Raw genomic sequence first — 18422 nt, 5'->3', positions numbered from 1 at the left:
TTCTCCCACGCTGATCGCTTAGGAGTTCAATGTGCGCAATCTGCCGGGTCCGGCGCCATATCGTGCTGGTCGTCTCGACATCGAATTCCTGTCACCACGGTCATTTATCCGTGTGCCATCAACCGGGGCGACCCTCGAGTCGATGCGGTCACTGAAGCGTGGCGGGCACGGCGTGCCCCGGGTTGTCGCGATGTCCGCGCTGTCCATTGCGCTGGCGTGCCCCGCACTGTCCCATGCCACGGTTTCCATACTGCAACCACCGCGCGAAGCGACCACACAGCAACCGCTTGAAGTCACGCTGATGTATAGCGGCGACCAGCAGACGCCCAGCGACTTCGAGATACCCTCCCAGCTTACAGTCACGCTCACGAACGGCGACGCCCCTCCGAAGCCGGTCGTCCTGACCCGCGAGCCGGGCGCACCGGACCATCTCACGTTGCCCGCGGGGCAGTTCCGCAAGATACGCTTTTCCGCTGCGTGGCCTGACTGGGCACGAGGCTTCCTGAAAATCGACGTGGTGGGTCTCGATGTCTCTCCGGTGATCGTCGCGCTTACCCGGACTGGACCTGGCGCAGCGGTGGCGACGGCCGGGCAGCCTGCCGCCACTTCGCAAACGAGCCTGCCGGCGCAACCGGATCAATCGGCCGTGCAAGCCTCGACGCAACCTGTATCGACAGCGTCGGGCAACAGACCGCTTCCAGGTATGGACAACCTGTTCATGAGCCGCTTCTCGATTTTCGAACCGATCTATTTCGCGGATGGCTCGAACGGCAGGAATATGGCGAGGTTCCAGTTCAGCCTGAAGTTCAGGGTCGCGATTCCGGATGACCCACGTTCGCGCGGCTTGTTCGACAACCTGTATTTCGGGTACACGCAGACGTCGGTCTGGGACATCCGTGGGGACCAGTCGCCGTTTCACGATACTGCCTATCAGCCGCAAGTGTTCTACTCCATTCCGGATACGGGATGGACAAGCCCCATCTTCAAACAGATGTCGGCCATGGCCGGGCTCGGACACGAATCCAACGGCCGGGATGGTGACGAGTCACGCAGCATCGATATCGTCTTCGTGCGTCCCACCTGGGAAATCGGCGACCCCCAGACGACTCATCTGACGATCTCGCCGAAGGTCTACTACTACTTCCCCTCCCGAAAGGAAGACAATCCCGACATCGCGGACTACCGTGGCTATGTCGATCTGCTCATCAAGTACGGCAACCCCAACGGCTGGGAGCTTGCAACAACGCTGCGCAAGGGCACGAAAAGCTGGTACGGCAGCATCGATACGCAGTTGACCTATCCGCTCGCGAGGATCTTTGGCAACAAATGGGGCGGCTATCTCTGGCTCGGTTACTTCAACGGCTTCGGCGAGACCATTCTCGACTACAACAAGAAGCACTGGATCGCCCGCATTGGCCTGAGCCTCGCCCGCTGACTCCCGTGGTCATTGCGGCAAATGTGCCTCGGCTACTGGTTCGCCGCTGGCGCCGGGTACGGCGGTGACACACTGACGGCGGAACCCGCCGGTTGCCAGCCGCCACCCATCGCGCGGAACAACGCGACCTGGGCCTGCAACTGCCCGACCTGCTCCCGCACCAGCGCCGCCTGGCTCTCGAGCAGCGCGAGACGTGCCTGATCGATATCCAGCCGTCCAACATCGCCCACCGTGTACTGACGCGTCGTTTTCCTGAGCACCTCGTTGCGCCGTGCGACCTCTTCATTGCGCGCCTTCTGCAACGCTTCCTGCCGGTTCAATCTGGACAGCGCCTGCTCGACGTCGAATAGCGCGCCCGACGCGGCTTTTTCATAAGCGCGAAGCGCCTGTTGCGCCTGCGCATCCGACGATTCCACCTGCGATTCACGCGCGCCGAAATCGATCAATGGCAACGCCGCGGCCGCGCCGAACAGCCAGAACGTGCTGGGCCCCAGCCCTTGGCCAGCAATATTCCAGCCATTACGCGCCAGCAGCGCGCTCAGTGAGAACGTCGGCCAGTAGTTCAGACGCGCGGCGTCCGACTGCTTCACGCTCGCCAACAGCCTGTCACGCGCGGCGATAAGATCGGGGCGCCGCATCAATAGATCGACCGGCTGTCCCGGCGTGATGTCCGGCAGCGGCTTGGGCAGACCGCTTACCGAGCTCAGCGTGGCGGTGAGTTCACCCGGTTGGACCGCGCACAGATTCTCAAGCGACAGCTGCGTAGCGGCGATGGCTGTCTCCACATCCTGTTGTCGCGCCTCGACCTGCGCGAGCCCTGCGCGGGCCACGTCGATGTCCGTGCTCAACACCACGCCAGCGGTAAAGCTGTGCTCGGCAATGACAACGAAGTCGGCGGCTATCTGGCGGCTTTGCGCGAGCAGCTCCCGCTGCTGCAATAGCCCACGGTAGGTCATATACAGATCGGCGGTCGCACCGATCACGCTGAGCCGCACGGCCTCCGCGTCGCCCGCTGCGGCGAGCGTCGTCGCGCGCGCGGCGGCAAGACGCGCGCGTCCGCGACCGAACACGTCGATCTCCCATTGCGTCTGAAGCCCGATGCGCCAGAACTTCGCATCGACATCGTTGATCCCGAGAAACTCCTGAAACTCCAGCTGGGTTTCCCCACCGTGATAGCTCGCGGCCTGTGCGCCCACGCCCACTGAAGGCAGCAGTTGCGAGCGCGCGAGGCGTATGCTGGCGCGCGCCTGATCGACCCGCGCGGCGGCGATCGAGATGTCGTAGTTGTGCGCAATCGCCGTCTCGATCAACTGGGTCAATGCCGGGTCGTTGAACTGCGTCCACCACGCCGCGAGCTGCTCGTCGCTCAGAGAGGCGTGCGTGTCGGCGACGCCCGGCGACAACTCGTTGAAGCGCTGCGGAAGCGTCTGCGGCGAATCAAGTTTCAGTGAACCCGTGCAGCCCGATGCTATCGCCACTACAAGCGAAGCCAGCGGCAAATGACGCGCGGCGCGCCACGTCGAACGCTGCGCAAGCAGCGACGCGAGCGGCGCCACGGAGCAGATCCGGTTTTCAGGGCTTTCCATGTTGATCCCCGGGTTGCTGGCCTTCTTCCCACTCCGTACCCTTGATCGAGAAGAACAGCACATAGAGCGCAGGAACCGCAACCATCGTCAGGACCGTCGCGAACGCGAGCCCTGCCATCATCGTGATCGCCATGTCCTTGAAGAAGGGATCCCATAACAGCGGCGCCATGCCGAGAATCGTCGTGCCCGCGGCCAGCGCCACCGGCCGCAGCCGACTCATCGAGCCATAGATCACCGCCTGCATGCGCGGCACGCCCGAGGAAATCTGGCCATCGATCTCCTCCACCAGCACTACGCCGTTCTTGATCATCATGCCAATGAGGCTGAGCAGCCCGAGCAGCGCCATGAAGCCGAACGCGCCGCGAAACAGCAGCAGACCGACCGTCACACCACAGATCGACATCGGCACGACGAGCAGCACCACCAGCGCAGGCTTGAGGCGGCCGAACATGAACAGCACCAGCAAGATCATGCCGACAAAGCCCATCGGCAACTGACGGAACAAGCTCTCCTGCGCAATGCTCGACGATTCGTGTTCGCCGCCCCACTCGAAGCTGTAACCGGGCGGCAACGGAATCGCTTCAATCGCATGCCGCACCCGCTCGAACGCAGCCACGCTGTTGCTGCCGTACGTGACGCCAGACGATACGGTCAGCGTTCGAATACGGTCGTTACGCGAAATGATGCTTTCTTCTGTCTGCGGCGAGACTCCGTTCAGCACGTCGCCTAGCGGAACATAGCGCCGCTGTCCGGCACTGAAGACCTGCATCGTGAGCAGCCGCTCCATACCCTGCTCGCTATCCGGTGCCCGCAGGACGATCGGCAGCAACTGGTCGTGTTCCCGGAAGATCCCGGTGGTGATGCCTTCGGTGGCATACGCGAACACGTCGTTGACCTGGCGCCGCGTCACACCGGCGGAGCGGGCGCGCGAGTCATCGAACACCGGCCGCACCACGTTGACCGGGTTTTCCCAGTCGTCGCGGATCGAAACCATGCCGCCGTCCTTGTGCAGGATCGCCTGAGCCTGGCGGCCCAGGGCGCGCAACACTCCCGGGTCCGGGCCTATGAAGCGCGCCTGGATCGGCGTGCCGCCGCCGGGGCCGAAGCTCGGCCGGCTCACCGTCCAGCTCGCGTCGGGGAAGCGCTTCTCCAGTTGCTCCGTAATGGGCGGGATCATCCCGTCGATGTCTCGTTGATCCTTGACCGTGACGATGAATTGCGCATATCTCGGGTCACGGGTTTCCGGGTCGTAGACGAGGAAGAAGCGCGTCGCGCCGCCGCCGATATAGGTACCGATATTAGCCACGCCCTTTTGCGCGAGCAGGAACTTCTCCGCGTCACGGGTCTTTTCAGCGACCGCGCGAATATCGGTGCCGAGCGGCAAACGCATGTCTACATAGAATATCGGCGTCGTCGAGCTGGGAAAGAAGCTCTGTTCGACAAAGCGAAACCCCCACATGCACACGCCCGTGACCACCGCCAGAAAAATGACCACCGGCACCCGGCGGCCCGCCACCCAGCCCAGCACGCGCCCGTATCCGCGATACAACCGCGAATCGAAGGGATTGGGTTGCTCGCCCTCGTCGGCCTTGAACAGGTAGTAGCCAAAGAGCGGCGTAAGTCCAATTGCAACCACCCAGCTGAACAGCAGCGAGATTGCCGCCACCGCGAAGAGCGACGCGCAGAACTCGCCGACCGCGTCCGGCGAAAGACCGATGCCCGAAAACGCGAGAATCCCCACTACGGTCGAAGCCAGCAGAATCCACTGGCCCTGTTGCAGCACTTCATTTGCCGCGTCGATATGCGACATGCCTTTCTGCACCCGCACGAGCATGCCTTCGCACACGACGATCGTATTGTCGGTGAGCATCCCCATGACGATGATCAGCGCACCCAGCGAGATCCGCTGCAACTCGATACCCGCGGCATACATGACAAACAGCGTACCGATAATCGTCAGGAACAGTTCGACACCGAGCACCACCCCCGCACGCCAGCCGAGCCCGATGCCCAGCGCCACGCCCACAATGGCCACCGCCAGTATCACGTCAAATACAAAGCCGCTGACAGCGGCGTCGACGGCTTCCGGCTGATCGTATAGCACATGCAGTTCCATCCCGAGCGGGCGGCTGCGCTCCAGCTCCTGCATCTTTGCCTTTACGTCCATGCCCACCTTCACGACGTTCACCCGTGCACGCGCACTGATACCGATCGTGAGCGCCGGCTCGCCGTTATAACGGATCAAAGATGTCGGAATCTTCGAGTATCCGTAAGACACGCGCCCCAGGTCGCCCAGCAGAACCGGCCCGGAGGTCGTACCCACCGGCAGTGAGCGGACGGCCTCAAGCGAATCCAGCGTGCCCGTGGGCGCGACCCGCATCAGCAGATCGCCCACCCGCTCACGGCCCGCTGGACGGATATCGTTTTGCAGGGCGAGCGTTTGCGCGAGATCGTCGGTCGAAAGATTGTTGGCCACCAGTTTGGTCTGGTCCGCCTCGACCGTGACCTGCTCCTGCTGGTTTCCCGCGATCACGATGTCAGCGACATCCGGCACCGTCAGCAATTGCTTGCGCAACTCGCGTGCGTATTCAAAGAGCTGCGCCTGAGTGTAGCCCTTGCCCGTGATGGCATAGAACATCCCGTAGACGTCGCCGAACCTGTCGACGACCTGCGACGGCCCCGCGCCAGGCGGCAGGCGCGGCTGAACGTCGCTCACCGCGCGGCGCAGTTCATCCCAGACCTGAGGCAGGTCGGCAGACGTATACCGGTCCCGGATCTGGACGCGAACTTCCGAATAACCCGGCAGCGAGCGCGAGCGCAGAAAATCGATCTGCTGCATCTGCTGAATCGAGCTCTCGATCCGGTCGGTCACCTCGTTCTCCACCTCCTTCGCGCTGGCGCCAGGATAGAGCGTGACGACGACCGCCGTCTTGATGGTGAATTTCGGATCTTCGAGCCGCCCAATGTTGTCGTACGCAAAAAGTCCGCCGAACAGCGAGACGAGCGTGATAACCCACGCGATCAACGGCTTTTCGATAAGGGGGCGCGCGAGGCTCATTGATTCACGTCCATTGGCCGCACCGCCTGCCCTTCAGCGACAAACTGCGAGCCGCCCCCTACGACCTTATCCCCCGCCTGCAAATCGCCCGCCACGATCGCCGTGTTATCGCGGATCTCGCGCAGATCGACTGGCACAGCATGCACCTTGCTCGACGCGGCGTCATAGCGCCACAGCCTGTGCTTGCCGTCGGGCGCGACGGAGAGCGCAGCGATAGGCACTGAGAGCGCAAGGTTCGCTGCCGGCGCCTGGTTCACGCCGATCCGCACGCGCACCGCCATGCCCGGCAGCAGCGTCAACTTCTCGGGCTGTCTGACGCTGAACAGCAACCGGTACGAACTCGAGGTGGGCGTGCTCTGCGTAGCGTGCTCGCGATAGACAAGCGGGAACACGTTGTCCGGGCGGTCCGGCGTCCACGCCTCGGCGCGCAAGGTGTTGTTGAGCGGCAGGCTTTCGGCGATGTTTTGCGGCAGCTCCACACCGATTTCGATGCGCTCCGCGTTCTCCAAGTTGAACACGGGTGCGCCTGCCTGAACCGTCTGCTCGGTCTCGATGGTACGTCGCGCGATCCGGCCGTCGAACGGAGCGAGAAGACGGGTATTGCGCAAGTCCCTGCGTGCGAGATCGCGTTGCACACCGGCGACTTCCACTGCCGCCTTCAACTGATCGAACGCGCCACCCGACAGGATGCTTTCGCTGTGCAGCACCGCCTTGCGCTTGAGGTCATCGGCAAGCTGGGTGTACTGCGCCTCGGCTCGACGCACCTGCAGTTCATAGGGTTCAGGGTCGATTCTCGCGATCAGTTGCCCCTTGCGCACACGTGCCCCGTCGAGCACGGCGATCTGGACTACGCGCCCGGACACCTCGAAGGCAAGCTGTGAAATGCTGGTCTGCTCGACCCGGCCGGTGAATTCCCGAAGCTCGTTCGCCCCCTCCTGCGTAACAGGCACCAGTTGCACCATGCGCGGCCCGGTTTCGGTGGCGACCTCCTGATGTCGGCTGCAAGCACCCAGCATCACGAGTGCCAGAACGACGACTATCTGCGAACGGCGCGCCGGTCGCTTTACCTCGTGCAGCACGCAGGACCGCACTGCAGGGCGGCTTTCGTGAGCGGTCATTCGAGCCCCTCGCTATGGTTGATCCTACCTCGCGATATGACGACACCTGCCACCGCCTTCAGCGACGCCTCGATCGAAGCATCACCGAAAGCGTAGTCCACGCAGACAGCGGCCCCGTTCTGGCGTTGACGCAGGCCGTGCGACGCAGGCAGGCGGCACGAGGTGGAGGCTACGCTGCCACCTGCGTGCCTGGCTTCGCGACTGTCGGTATTCGTGAGCGCTAGTAATCCACCGCGTCACGCACGATCGGACAGGTCATGCAGTGACCGCCGCCACGTCCGCGACCCAGCTCCGCACCGACGATCGTCACGACCTCGATGCCTTCCTTGCGCAGCAGCGTGTTCGTGTACGTGTTGCGGTCGTACGCGAAGACCACGCCCGGCGATGCGCACACCAGGTTCGCGCCGCTGTCCCACTGCGTGCGTTCACGCTGGTAGTCGCTGCCGCCCGCCTCGACCACGCGCAGCTTCTTTAACCCCAGCGCGTCGGCCACCACATCGACGAAAGGCTTTTCTTCCTTGTGCAGTTCCACCCCGCTCGGGTGGCTACTCGGGCGATACGAGAACGTGCGCGTCTGGTTCATGAAGTCCGGTGCCAGCAGCACGCAGTCGCGGTCCGCGAAGGTGAACACCGTGTCCAGGTGCATCGCCGCGCGGATCTTCGGCATCGCCGCCACGATCATCCGCTCGGCCGCCCCCTTCCTGAACAGCGTCGCGGCAAGCTGGCTGATCGCCTGGCGCGACGTGCGCTCGCTCATGCCGATCAGCACGACGCCCTTGCCGATCGGCATCACGTCGCCGCCTTCCAGCGTCGCCAGCCCGTGATCCTCGGTCGGGTCGCCCCACCACACGTTGACCTTGCCGGCAAAGTCCGGATGAAACCGGTAGATCGCCGCCGTGAGGATGGTCTCCTCATGGCGCGCCGGCCAGTACAGCGCATTGAGCGTCACGCCGCCGTAGATCCAGCAGGTGGTGTCGCGCGTGTACAGGGTGTTCGGCAACGGCGGCAGCAGGTACTCCGTCGTCCCGGCGGCCTCGCGCACCATCGCCAGCGCCTTGCCGCCGTGTGCTTCCGGAAAGTCGTGGGTCGACAGCCCGCCAATCAGCGTCTCGGCCAGCTTGCGGTTGTCCAGCCCCTCAAGATAGCTCCTCAGTTCGTCGATGAAGCCCAGCCCGACCTGATTCGGCACCACCTGGTTGTCGAGAATCCATTTTTTGCCCTCGGCCACCGCCACGGTCTCGGCCAGCAGGTTGTGCATTTCCAGCACCTCGACGCCCCGGTCGCGCATCTTGGTGATGAAATCGAAGTGGTCGCGCCTGGCGTTCTCGACCCACAGCACATCGTCGAACAGCAGTTCATCGCAATTGCTCGGCGTCAGCCGCGAATGCGCCAGACCCGGCGCGCAGACCATCACCTTGCGCAATTGCCCAACTTCCGAGTACACGCCGTAGCCACCCGACGAACTTGCAGTTGCATTAGCCATATCACCCTCGCTTAAAGTGGGATCCGACCAGTCGTGGGTCCGCTGATTTTCGTCACGGCACCGGGGACGGCGGCCGTAACGAACGCTCGCTCAGCCCCGGTGAAGGTCGACTTCCCTTGCTCGCGTCGCGCGATTAAAGACGACAACGTTGCAGGTGCACACAGCAACGCCTGAATGACCAGGTATCTGCGTTTGCAACGGTAGAATGGGAACACCGCGAAGACGGGTAGCGACCGCGGCGGTAATGCGGGCCGAAGATTGTACCGGGGCACACCGGCTGTGGTCCACGCGATGAATGCAACAGCAGGAACACCGGCCATTCGCGAGAATGACTGTGGCAACGAGAACAGCTCCACTACGGACATAGCGCCAGCAAGCTTCGCGGCAAGCCCCCGAAGAGACATCATTCCCGTCTGGTTCATTTCCAACGTCCTCGTCGAAATTCCAACCCGGCAAGTATGTTGCTTAGTCTTACTTATTCCGATGCGTTGTCAAGGTCATTTTTTCAAGATTTAACATTGGATTTACCCCGATCTTCTGCTATGACCCGGCGCGCCTGACAGCCGTCGATTTTTCGCCGATGTTCGCCTGGTCGGCAGGAAACCCATCCACTACTAACGACTCACGCAAATCAGACAACGTGACTCTACCGCCTCGCGCTTGCATGTGCATCCGTGCGGGATGCAGGTGAGGCGTCGTTGCGTAGACAACCCTGTACCCGGACACACCGTCCCATATGACAAAAGCGTCGCGCGACCCCACTCGCAAGCCCTCATACACCGCCCCGAAACGTCTCACCCAATGTATCTACCAGCTGGTATTCGATACCACCTGTGAAACAGTACCTTCCACTATTTCAGATTGCGCCTGCCTTTCATCGATACAATCGCACGCTGCCCGTCGCTTATGAGATTTATCGCTGTCAATTTGATTATTTCAAAATTGGAATTAACATCACGCTGGTCTTCCGCGCCTCGGATTTCTCCTCAACTCCGGTAGCGTTTGCGCTTCCCAACATCCAGAACATCGATCACGAGGCGAAAGCCCGGCAAGGTCGGGGGGTATCCGGGATGCTGGTTGGCTCGCGTCTGAAGTTCATGGATGCTGAGAGCCAACATAAGGTTAGGCATGCACACTTTATATTGACTCAAATCGAGCCACCGAAACCCTCGAACAAGATTTCGACGCGGGCGAGCGCGAGCAATGACTCCGGGTGAGCACTGCGTCTCTCGATAAAGAATGAACCTCCCCCGCTGCCAGTATCCTGCGCGCCGCCTCGTGCTCATGCGCTAAACTGCGCCGTTTATCTCCGCTCATGCCAACACCCTATGTGGAACGCTATCAGTAACGTGGGCGATGCCGCGTTGACCATTCCCGTCGCCATTACCTGCGCCGTCTGGCTCGCGCTCTCCGATCGCACGCTCGCGATGCGCTGGACGCTACTTCTTGCGGCGGGCATGGCGCTCGTCGGAGTGACGAAGATCCTGTACGCCGGCTGCGGCATCGAAGTCTCTACGATCGGGTTTCGCGTGATTAGCGGTCACTCCACCCTGTCAACGGCCGTCTGGACGGTCGCCATCACGCTGCTTTGCCGGGGAGCCGGAGGTCGCGTGCTCGCCGGAGCCGCGAGTGGTCTCCTGGTCGGCGCGCTCACCGCTATCGCCCGTCTTATTGATCATGCGCATACCGTTCCGGAAGTCATCGCGGGTTGGCTTCTGGGTGCCGCGATTGCGGCCTTGTTCATACGCTCACTGACGCGCTCTGACGTCAAGCTGTTCCGGCCGGCAGTTGCCGCCATCGGGCTATCGCTCGTGACAACCCTGGCGTACGGACATCACGCGCCCTTTCAGGCCATGATCGAGGACTATTCTCCTGGCCTATGCAGCGGCGTGCTGGCCGACTTTTTTGGCAGATTCTGATCCGTTGCTCCCTGCGAAAGCGCTTATCGAACACTCATCGCATCACACCAGAGGCCGGGTGCGTTAAGGTCCGCCTCCATCGCGAAAAACGGATAGCCCCCTGCGTACAACACCAGGACCCAGCCTATCCCGGGCGACATCGTTTCTGACATGTCCGACATTCCCACGCCCGCTACCAGGATAAATTCCAGCCGTACTGCGCATCGACGCAGCAAATTCCTCTATCGGAATCCTGAATATGTCAACCATGACGATCAAGCTCGCGCTGGCGGACGACCACCCAGCGGTACTTGCCGGGATCAAGCACGAACTGGCCGGAATTCCAACGATCGACATCGTCGGCACCGCTCGCAACTCAACCGAAATCATCGAACTGCTGGACCGCACGCCGTGCGACATACTCGTCACTGACTACGCTATGCCTGGCGGCGCGTACGGCGACGGGATGACACTCCTGTCTTTTTTGCGGCGCCATTATCCAGCCCTGAAAATCATCGTATTCACGACCATCGACAATGCGGCGATTGTCGGCGAGGTCTCGAAGCTCGGCATCCAGGCCGTGCTCAACAAGGTCAGTGAAGTCGGGCATCTGATTTACGCAATCTATGCCGTATACGCGGGCGCGTCGTATTTTTCACCCGGCGCGGAGCAGCAGACATTGCGGATCCGCCATGGTCGCGCCACGACAGACCGCGTCAGGCAGTTGACCCCGCGCGAAACCGAAGTGATACGACTCTACCTGTCCGGTCTGTCGATCAACGAGATCGCGGGAGTGGTGAGCCGCGCCAAGCAGACCGTCAGTGCGCAAAAAAAGACTGCGATGCGCAAGCTCGGCATCGAGCGCAACGCGGATCTGTTCCGGTTTGCCAATGAAACCGGCTTGATCATCTCGACCGGCCCATCGGGCCAAGGCGACACGCCCATGCCCCTTCCTGCCCCACCACCGACCGAAATCTGAATTCGAGTGCGGGCGGGAGGGGGCGAAACGTCTGGCAGATGCCGGAATAAGTCCGCCAAGGGGAGCGTAACGACATCTTGCGTTTTCGCCCAAATATGTGCATTATGCACATATGCACGATGCACATGTTGAGGTATCGCCATGACGCAGCGCACAGAGAATCTCCTGGGCGTCCTCGCCCTTCTCGTCACCGACGAACTGAACGCTCAGCCGGCGATTCCCGCCTTGGGCGGCCCGACCGCCCGCGCGATGCTCAACGCGGTCGGCATGTACCCCGATTCGTCTATCGAACTGCTGCGCGATGCCGTCGATCTGTCCCATCCTGCTGCAGTTCGCGCAGTGGCGGGGCTGGTCGACGCCGGTCTCGTCGAGAAAAAGCCTGGTCCGGATAAGCGTTCGGTTGCGCTTGCCCTCACCGCGTCTGGAAAGCGCGAAGTGAACAGCATGCGGCTCGCGCGCGAACGTATGCTAAAGCGCGTCGTCGGCCATCTCGATGAAGCGGAACACCAGGTTCTGGAAAACCTGCTGATCAAGATCCTCTGGCACGAAACGCGCGACGCATCGCATGCGATGCAACTCTGCCGTCTGTGCGACGAAGCACCGTGCCTCAAGGCCGGCTGTCCTGTCGAATGCCGCGACCAGGGACTGCCGATGCCGCAGCGGAGCGGATCATGACCTCGCCCGCCCCTATCCGGTGGCACGCAATTGCGGCGCTGACGGCCGTCTCGACGCTGTCGCAGATCGGTCAGTTCGGCATGGGCTTCGTCGTGCTGCCGGTATGGCTCGCGCACGAGGGTCTCGACGCGCCGCGCGCCGGTCTCTTTTCTGCTGCGCAGTGGGCCGGCATCCTTGCGGGCCTGCTCGCCGCCCCCGTCCTTGTAGAGCGGATCGGCTCAAAACGGACGGTATTGATCGGGCTCGCTTCGTCGATTCTCGCCTTCGTTAGCATGGGCATGCTGTGGTGGCCGCTCTGGATAGCGCCCGGCGCGCTGATCGGCCTGGGCATCGGACTGCGCTGGATCGCCAACGAAACATGGCTATATCGGCTCGTGCCGCCCGAATCGAGCGGACGTGTCGTTGGTTTTCATGAAGCGCTGATCGCGACAGCCGGTGTCGTAGCGCCGGGACTCGCGGTATGGTGCGGGACCAGCGGGCAGATCACCTTCATCAGCGGCGCGGCGTTCACCCTCGCCGCAGCGATTCCGCTCTGCCTCACGCGCGGCGATAAGCCTGCCGAAGCCGCAACCCGGCCGCAACCCACTCGCGCGCAAGGAGCATCACTATCCATTGGCCCGCTGGTTGCGCTGGGCATGGTCGTCGGGGCCGTTGCTGGTCTTGCGGACGGCGCACTCTATGGACTCTTTCCGTTCTTCGCCAGCGGTCGTGGATTGACCAGCTCGCAGACGTCGACGCTGCTGATGCTCTTTGGCATCGGCGCGATGGCCTGCCAGTATCCGGTCGGCTGGCTCGCCGACCGGCTTGGCCTGACGGCTACCGTTATCGCGTTCGGTGCGGCCGATACGCTGGCGATCCTCGCGTTCACGTTCGCCGCGCCGTCATCCGCGTGGCTTGTTGTGAGTGCGCTGCTGCTAGGCGGCATGAACGCCGCCCTGCTGACGCTAAGCATGTATGCGGGAGCGGCCGGCGACAAGGCAACGCTGGCGCGCAGCATGCGGCTGATCTCGCTCGCGTTCACGGCGAGTTCCATTGTCGGACCGCTCGTGGCGGGTGTCGCAATGAAGGCGCTAGGCAGCGACATGCTGATGTGGCAACTTGCGCTGATCAGCGGCGCCGTCACGGTGTACGCACTCGGGATCCGTCAGGGTCGGCGTCAGCCTGCGGCACAGTCGTCCGCGGGCTGACGCCGACGTGGTACTACTAGCGTGATGCAGCAACCTTGCGCTGCCGCCACATGCACAGCAGATCACACGCGATGTGCGCTGCGGCGATCGCCGTGATGTCGCTCTGGTCGTATGCCGGGGCCACCTCGACGACATCCGCGCCCACGATGTTCACCGCGCCGAGCCCGCGCACGATCGAAAGACCCTGTGCAGACGACAGGCCGCCCGCCACCGGCGTGCCTGTTCCCGGCGCGAAAGCCGGGTCGAGGCAGTCGATATCGAAAGTCAGATACGTGGGCCGGTCACCGACAATCGACACAATCCGCTCGACCGCTGCGCGCGGTCCATGATCATGCACCCATGCCGCATCGAGGATGTTGATGCCGAGAAAGTCCTCGTTCCACGTGCGGATGCCGACCTGCACCGACGTCTTCGGATCGATTAGCCCTTCCTTGACGGCCTTGTAGAACATCGTGCCGTGATTCAGGCTGTCCGGATTGTCGTCGGCCCAGGTATCGCAATGCGCGTCGAAGTGGATCAGCGACAAGGGCTTGCCGTACTTCTCCGCGTGCGCCACCAGCAGCGGATAAGTGATGTAGTGGTCGCCGCCGAGCGTCAGCATCTTCGCGTTCGAACGCAGAATGGTGCGTGCGTGTTCCATGATCGCCGGCTTGATCGACGACGGATTGTGAGCGTCGAACCAGCAGTCGCCGTAATCGGTCACGGCAAGATCGTCGAAGGGGTTGAAGCCCCACGGATACGGATGCAGCTCGGCAAGCTGCACGCTCGCCGCGCGCACCGCCGATGGGCCGAGACGCGCGCCGGAGCGGAAGGTCGTGGCGACATCGAGCGGCACGCCCGACACAACGACATCCACGCCATCGAGTTCGCGTGTGTACTTGCGTCGCATGAACGAAAGTACGCCGGCATAGGTGTTTTCGATCGAAGACCCGTAGAGGGACGGACGGCGGATTGCACCGTCGCCATAGAGAAGTTCAGTCATGGGATGACCTGATGGAACATGCCGGCAACGCACGCGAAGTGTCCTGGGTTGTGCGCGTGTCGCACGGCGTCGGATTCATTGGGAACGCGACGGCACGGACAAGGTGTGCCGCCGCGCTGGCTTGCGAATCCTTTAGCGCAGCCGCACCAGCGTAGACTTCAGCTCGGTGTACTTCTCCAGTGCGTGCAACGACTTGTCACGGCCGTTACCCGATTGTTTGTAGCCGCCAAACGGGAAGTTCATGTCGCCTCCCTCGTCATAGCAGTTGACCCATACCGTGCCCGCGCGCAGGCTGCGTGCGACTTCATGCGCGGTGGTCAGGTTTGACGTCCAGACGGCGGCGGCCAGGCCGTAGTCGCTGTCGTTGGCGATCTTCACGGCCTCCTCGACCGTATCGAACGTGATGACCGACAACACAGGCCCGAAGATCTCTTCGCGCGCGATCTTCGAATCGGCCTTCGTGTCGAAGATCGTCGGCTCGATGTAGAAGCCGCCCGCTTCCGGAGTCACACGGCCGCCACCCAGCAACAGCTTCGCTTCGGCGCGGCCCGCTTCGATGTAGCCCAGCACGCGATCGAGCTGAACCTGGTCAACGATTGCTCCCATCGACGTGCCCGGATCGAGCGGATTGCCAGGCGTATAGCTACGGGCCGCGGCGACGAGCTTGTCGAGGAAAACGTCTTTGATGTCGCGATGCACGAGCAGCCGCGAACCCGCTGTGCACATCTCGCCCATGTTGTAGAAAATCGCGCCCGCGGCGGCATTTGCCGCGCGATCCAGATCGGGACAGTCGGGCATGACGATATTCGGCGACTTGCCACCGAGTTCGAGCCACACCCGCTTCAGGTTCGATTGCCCCGCGTATTGCATGATGAGCTTGCCGACGTTCGTCGAACCCGTAAACGCCAGACAGTCGACGTCCTGATGCAATGCCAGCAGCTTGCCAGGCTCGCCGCCGCCCGGCACCACGTTGAACACGCCTCGCGGAATGCCTGCTTCGAGCGCGAGTTGCGCGAGACGGATCGCAGTAAGCGGCGACTTCTCCGAAGGCTTCAACACGACGCTATTACCCGCCGCCAGTGCGGGACCGAATTTCCAGGATGCCATCAAGATCGGGAAATTCCACGGCACAACCGCCGCCACGACGCCGATTGGCTCACGCGTCACGAGGCCGACGAGATGATGATCGCTCGGCACGACCTCGCCGCCGACCTTGTCGATCGCCTCGGCGAACCATTCCACGCAATAGGCCGCCCCCGGCACATCAACCGATGTCGTATCGCCGATCGGCTTGCCGGCATCGAGCGTTTCAAGCAGCGACAGCTCATCGAGATGTTCGCGGATGAGCCCCGCCCAGCGCAGCAGGATCGCCTTGCGCGCACGCGGATTCAGGCCCGCCCATCCACGCGCGTCGAATGCGCGGCGCGCGGCCGCTACGGCGGCGTCGACGTCCGCCGCACCGCTATCCGCGACCTTGACCAGCACCTTGCCGTCGATCGGGCTCACGCAGTCGAACGTGCGCCCCGATTGCGCGTCGCGATACTCGCCGTCGATAAACGCCCGGCCCTCGATCGAGAGCGTTGCGGCCTTGTCTTTCCAGTAAGCAAGTGTCTTCTTTTCCATCAGGATGCCTCAATTGTTAGGCGACCGACGTCGATGTGGAGCCGGGCGGCGGCCCGGCGTTCGCGTCGGACGCATGGGCGCGGCGTCAGAAGCTCGGCGGTGAATTCGCGGACACGACCTCGCAGACCTGCTCCGCGCTGGGATTGCGAAAGCGATGCGGCAAACGGCTTTCGAAGTAATAGCTGTCGCCGGGGTCGAGCAGCCACGTCGTGCCGTCGACGGTCAGTTCGAGTTGACCGCTGACGACTACGCCGCCCTCGTGTCCTGTGTGCTGCAACATCTCCCCTCCGGTATCGGAGAGTGGTTGGTAGACCTCGCGCATGATGCACATGTTGCGGTCCTTCACGCTCGAGGCCGCGAGATAGAACTCGATCGACTCCGTGCCGAGATTGGGCATTTCGGCGCGGCGCGACACGATCGAGCGGCTAGCCTCGATCTCGAACGTGAAAAATTCCGCGAGACTCATCGGTATGCATTCGAGCAGCTTTTTCAGCGATCCGACGGAAGGACTCACCCGGTTCTGTTCGATCAGTGAGATCGTGCCGTTCGTGACGCCCGCGCGCTTGGCCAGCTCGCGTTGAGAAAGACCATTCTTCTTACGGATGTACTGAAGACGGGTCGCTACTTCGATGGACATCGATCGACTCTCGAAACAGGTTGAAGGATCTGCTGCTGTGTCATGCGCGAGTGTTGAATATTCTAATCACTTTAATTCGGGCGCAGTACGGAAAAACCCCTGAAAGCTAATCGAAATATTTCTTTAGCATGCCTCATTCCTGCGCCGCCAGTTTCGCGTGCACGGTAAGGGAAAGCCCTGATCAAGCTTTTTAAAAAATGATTTGACGGCCTTTTTGGCTCGTATATGCTGAACTACAGGTCACCGTCATACCGGTGTAACGGAACCAGGCAACAGTTTCCGGAGCGCGGCGAAGTTGGGTTCGCAACGGCATGAACGGATGGTCAATGTCCCGTTTCTTTAAACGCTGTACGCGTTTCATCGAACGAGGCGTTCAATACTTTCAACGTCGCCCCAGTCGAGTGTAATCGTGAGAGTCCGCGGCCCTTTGGTTAGGTGGGAAAGAAGTCAGCATGCGAGGTGTCTTCGCGCTGACCGTACCATCGCCGACGGCAGCAACGGCAGCCTTGCGTTTCGCCGGTTTCTGTCCGTCTACACGATCCTTTCCCGCCGCTCCGTTCGTCGTCACAACGCCATTTCAGCACGCGCCTTCATTGCCGTCCGTACGGACGAAGTCGCGTCACTGCTGCCGTAGGTCCTCTCCCTCTTTAGCGGTTCGATTCATCCGTTTGCACAAGCGCGTCGCAGCTGCGTCTGGCCGCATATTGCCTGCGCAATTCGCACGCCTCGCGCTTGCCGCGCAATGCAGCGGACCGGATCGAACCGCGTATCTGATTGCTACGCGCGGCGCGGTCCGCTGACGACCGTCGCACGCCTGCACCACTTTGCGGCTTTGCGCCTGGCGCTAGCCGCGGAACCGTGCCGCGCGTACGTCATGCTGTTTCCGCCGCGTCCCGCGGTGACCCAATACGATTGTCAGTTTTCTGTCAGTTATGCAAACAAAACCATTGGTCGGCGTGAGCGCCGACAGAACGATGATGGGTGCGCATGCGTCGCACGTGGTCGGCGAAAAGTACATCGCCGCGATCGTCGACGGTTCGGACGCACTGGCCATGCTATTGCCCGCGCTCGGCGCGAAGCAATCCGCTACGGACATTCTCGCGGCGGTCGATGGCCTGCTGTTCACCGGCAGCTATTCGAACGTGGAACCGCATCACTATGGCGGCGATGCGAGCGCACCCGGCACGCTGCACGACGCCGCACGCGATGCGACGACCTTGCCGCTGATGCGCGCGGCCATCGAAGCCGGTGTTCCGGTGCTGGCCATCTGCCGTGGTTTTCAGGAAATGAACGTCGTGTTCGGCGGGACGCTGCATCAAAGCGTTCACGCAGTGGAGGGCTTTAACGACCACCGCGAGAACAAGGACGACGAACTGGCCGTGCAGTACTCACCTTCCCATCCGATCCAGCTCACCGAAGGCGGCTTGCTGCAGCGCCTCGCAGCGGGCGCGAATGAGGCGCGGGTGAATTCGCTGCATGGACAGGGCGTCGAGCGGCTGGGCAACGGTCTCGTGACCGAAGCCACCGCGCCGGATGGCTTGATCGAAGCGGTCAGCGTCAAGGGGGCCCGCGCTTTCGCCCTGGGTGTGCAGTGGCACCCCGAGTGGAAGCATGCCGACGACGCGCTGTCCACCGCGATCTTTCAGGCGTTCGGCGCAGCCTGCCGCGATCGAATGCGCATCAGGGCTGGTCTTGCCGCGGCATCCGCCGCGGCGCTGTGAACGACACAGCCAGGACCAGCCGCGCAAACAATAGAGAGAA

General features: G+C 62.3%; 15 protein-coding genes. 8 read left to right on the top strand and 7 right to left on the bottom strand.

The genetic code is table 11. From position 1 onward, the window contains the following. The first annotated feature begins 142 nt into the window (after positions 1 to 142). A complete protein-coding gene (locus B0G77_RS36495) occupies positions 143 to 1435 on the top strand; it encodes a phospholipase A (protein ID WP_243751356.1) in 1293 nt (430 codons plus the stop codon). Between the two features lie 32 nt (positions 1436 to 1467). Here B0G77_RS36495 and B0G77_RS36490 read toward each other — a convergent pair whose 3' ends face one another. The 4 genes from B0G77_RS36490 to arcA all read right to left on the bottom strand — a co-directional run bounded on the left by B0G77_RS36490 (position 1468) and on the right by arcA (position 8680). Beyond that, positions 1468 to 3021, bottom strand: coding sequence for an efflux transporter outer membrane subunit (locus B0G77_RS36490; protein WP_133666603.1), 1554 nt, complete (start codon positions 3019 to 3021; stop codon positions 1468 to 1470). Then, on the bottom strand, positions 3008 to 6079 hold the full coding sequence (locus tag B0G77_RS36485; RefSeq protein ID WP_133666602.1) for an efflux RND transporter permease subunit: 3072 nt from the start codon (positions 6077 to 6079) through the stop codon (positions 3008 to 3010). Before B0G77_RS36485 ends, B0G77_RS36490 begins: the two co-directional genes overlap by 14 nt. Beyond that, positions 6076 to 7197, bottom strand: coding sequence for an efflux RND transporter periplasmic adaptor subunit (locus tag B0G77_RS36480; protein ID WP_243751355.1), 1122 nt, complete (start codon positions 7195 to 7197; stop codon positions 6076 to 6078). Before B0G77_RS36480 ends, B0G77_RS36485 begins: the two co-directional genes overlap by 4 nt. 220 nt (positions 7198 to 7417) lie before the next feature. After that, positions 7418 to 8680, bottom strand: coding sequence for an arginine deiminase (gene arcA / locus B0G77_RS36475; protein ID WP_133666601.1), 1263 nt, complete (start codon positions 8678 to 8680; stop codon positions 7418 to 7420). Positions 8681 to 9513: 833 nt separating this feature from the next. Between arcA and B0G77_RS36470 the strand changes: the two genes are divergently transcribed. The 5 genes from B0G77_RS36470 to B0G77_RS36450 all read left to right on the top strand — a co-directional run bounded on the left by B0G77_RS36470 (position 9514) and on the right by B0G77_RS36450 (position 13419). Then, complete coding sequence (locus B0G77_RS36470; protein WP_133666600.1) at positions 9514 to 9897, top strand: hypothetical protein; 384 nt, start codon at positions 9514 to 9516, stop codon at positions 9895 to 9897. Between the two features lie 111 nt (positions 9898 to 10008). Next, a complete protein-coding gene (locus tag B0G77_RS36465) occupies positions 10009 to 10599 on the top strand; it encodes a phosphatase PAP2 family protein (RefSeq protein ID WP_133666599.1) in 591 nt (196 codons plus the stop codon). A gap of 247 nt (positions 10600 to 10846) precedes the next feature. Next, positions 10847 to 11557, top strand: a complete 711-nt coding sequence (locus tag B0G77_RS36460; protein WP_133667031.1) for a response regulator transcription factor — start codon at positions 10847 to 10849, stop codon at positions 11555 to 11557. A gap of 141 nt (positions 11558 to 11698) precedes the next feature. Next, positions 11699 to 12232, top strand: a complete 534-nt coding sequence (locus tag B0G77_RS36455; RefSeq protein ID WP_133666598.1) for a MarR family winged helix-turn-helix transcriptional regulator — start codon at positions 11699 to 11701, stop codon at positions 12230 to 12232. Continuing rightward, positions 12229 to 13419 carry an MFS transporter gene (locus tag B0G77_RS36450; RefSeq protein ID WP_133666597.1) on the top strand — a complete coding sequence of 397 codons (1191 nt, stop codon included), beginning with the start codon at positions 12229 to 12231 and terminating at the stop codon, positions 13417 to 13419. Before B0G77_RS36455 ends, B0G77_RS36450 begins: the two co-directional genes overlap by 4 nt. Before the next feature lie 16 nt (positions 13420 to 13435). On the opposite strand, the gene speB is transcribed toward B0G77_RS36450, so the two are convergent. From speB to B0G77_RS36435, 3 genes are all read right to left on the bottom strand, one after another. Next, positions 13436 to 14401 carry an agmatinase gene (gene speB / locus B0G77_RS36445; RefSeq protein WP_133666596.1) on the bottom strand — a complete coding sequence of 322 codons (966 nt, stop codon included), beginning with the start codon at positions 14399 to 14401 and terminating at the stop codon, positions 13436 to 13438. A 132-nt stretch (positions 14402 to 14533) separates the two neighbouring features. Continuing rightward, entirely contained in the window at positions 14534 to 16024 is a 1491-nt protein-coding gene (locus B0G77_RS36440; protein WP_133666595.1) for an aldehyde dehydrogenase, read from the bottom strand. 85 nt (positions 16025 to 16109) lie between these two features. Further along, positions 16110 to 16661 (bottom strand): cupin domain-containing protein, encoded by a 552-nt coding sequence (locus B0G77_RS36435; RefSeq protein ID WP_133666594.1) that lies wholly within the window; start codon positions 16659 to 16661, stop codon positions 16110 to 16112. Between the two features lie 409 nt (positions 16662 to 17070). Here B0G77_RS36435 and B0G77_RS44910 point away from each other — a divergent pair, with 409 nt between their 5' ends. Then, positions 17071 to 17295: a hypothetical protein gene (locus B0G77_RS44910; RefSeq protein WP_243751354.1), complete on the top strand. Its 225-nt coding sequence runs from the start codon at positions 17071 to 17073 to the stop codon at positions 17293 to 17295. Between the two features lie 298 nt (positions 17296 to 17593). Continuing rightward, entirely contained in the window at positions 17594 to 18382 is a 789-nt protein-coding gene (locus tag B0G77_RS36425; protein ID WP_133666593.1) for a gamma-glutamyl-gamma-aminobutyrate hydrolase family protein, read from the top strand. The last annotated feature ends 40 nt before the right edge of the window (positions 18383 to 18422 follow it).

The sequence above is a fragment of the Paraburkholderia sp. BL10I2N1 genome, from assembly GCF_004361815.1.
In the GTDB taxonomy this organism is placed as follows: Bacteria; Pseudomonadota; Gammaproteobacteria; order Burkholderiales; family Burkholderiaceae; genus Paraburkholderia.
The sequence above is the reverse complement of the archived record's forward strand: the minus strand, read 5'-3'. Positions and strand labels throughout refer to the sequence as shown.

Excerpts from the sequence above, each read along its gene's own strand:
- B0G77_RS36450 (WP_133666597.1), top strand. The coding sequence starts at position 12,229 with ATGACCTCGCCCGCCCCTATCCGGTGGCACGCAATTGCGGCGCTGACG.
- B0G77_RS36435 (WP_133666594.1), bottom strand. The coding sequence starts at position 16,661 with ATGTCCATCGAAGTAGCGACCCGTCTTCAGTACATCCGTAAGAAGAAT.
- arcA (WP_133666601.1), bottom strand. The coding sequence starts at position 8,680 with ATGGCTAATGCAACTGCAAGTTCGTCGGGTGGCTACGGCGTGTACTCG.
- B0G77_RS36485 (WP_133666602.1), bottom strand. The coding sequence starts at position 6,079 with ATGAGCCTCGCGCGCCCCCTTATCGAAAAGCCGTTGATCGCGTGGGTT.
- B0G77_RS36455 (WP_133666598.1), top strand. The coding sequence starts at position 11,699 with ATGACGCAGCGCACAGAGAATCTCCTGGGCGTCCTCGCCCTTCTCGTC.
- B0G77_RS36440 (WP_133666595.1), bottom strand. The coding sequence starts at position 16,024 with ATGGAAAAGAAGACACTTGCTTACTGGAAAGACAAGGCCGCAACGCTC.
- speB (WP_133666596.1), bottom strand. The coding sequence starts at position 14,401 with ATGACTGAACTTCTCTATGGCGACGGTGCAATCCGCCGTCCGTCCCTC.
- B0G77_RS36465 (WP_133666599.1), top strand. The coding sequence starts at position 10,009 with ATGTGGAACGCTATCAGTAACGTGGGCGATGCCGCGTTGACCATTCCC.
- B0G77_RS36495 (WP_243751356.1), top strand. The coding sequence starts at position 143 with ATGCGGTCACTGAAGCGTGGCGGGCACGGCGTGCCCCGGGTTGTCGCG.
- B0G77_RS36480 (WP_243751355.1), bottom strand. The coding sequence starts at position 7,197 with ATGACCGCTCACGAAAGCCGCCCTGCAGTGCGGTCCTGCGTGCTGCAC.
- B0G77_RS36490 (WP_133666603.1), bottom strand. The coding sequence starts at position 3,021 with ATGGAAAGCCCTGAAAACCGGATCTGCTCCGTGGCGCCGCTCGCGTCG.
- B0G77_RS36425 (WP_133666593.1), top strand. The coding sequence starts at position 17,594 with ATGCAAACAAAACCATTGGTCGGCGTGAGCGCCGACAGAACGATGATG.
- B0G77_RS36460 (WP_133667031.1), top strand. The coding sequence starts at position 10,847 with ATGACGATCAAGCTCGCGCTGGCGGACGACCACCCAGCGGTACTTGCC.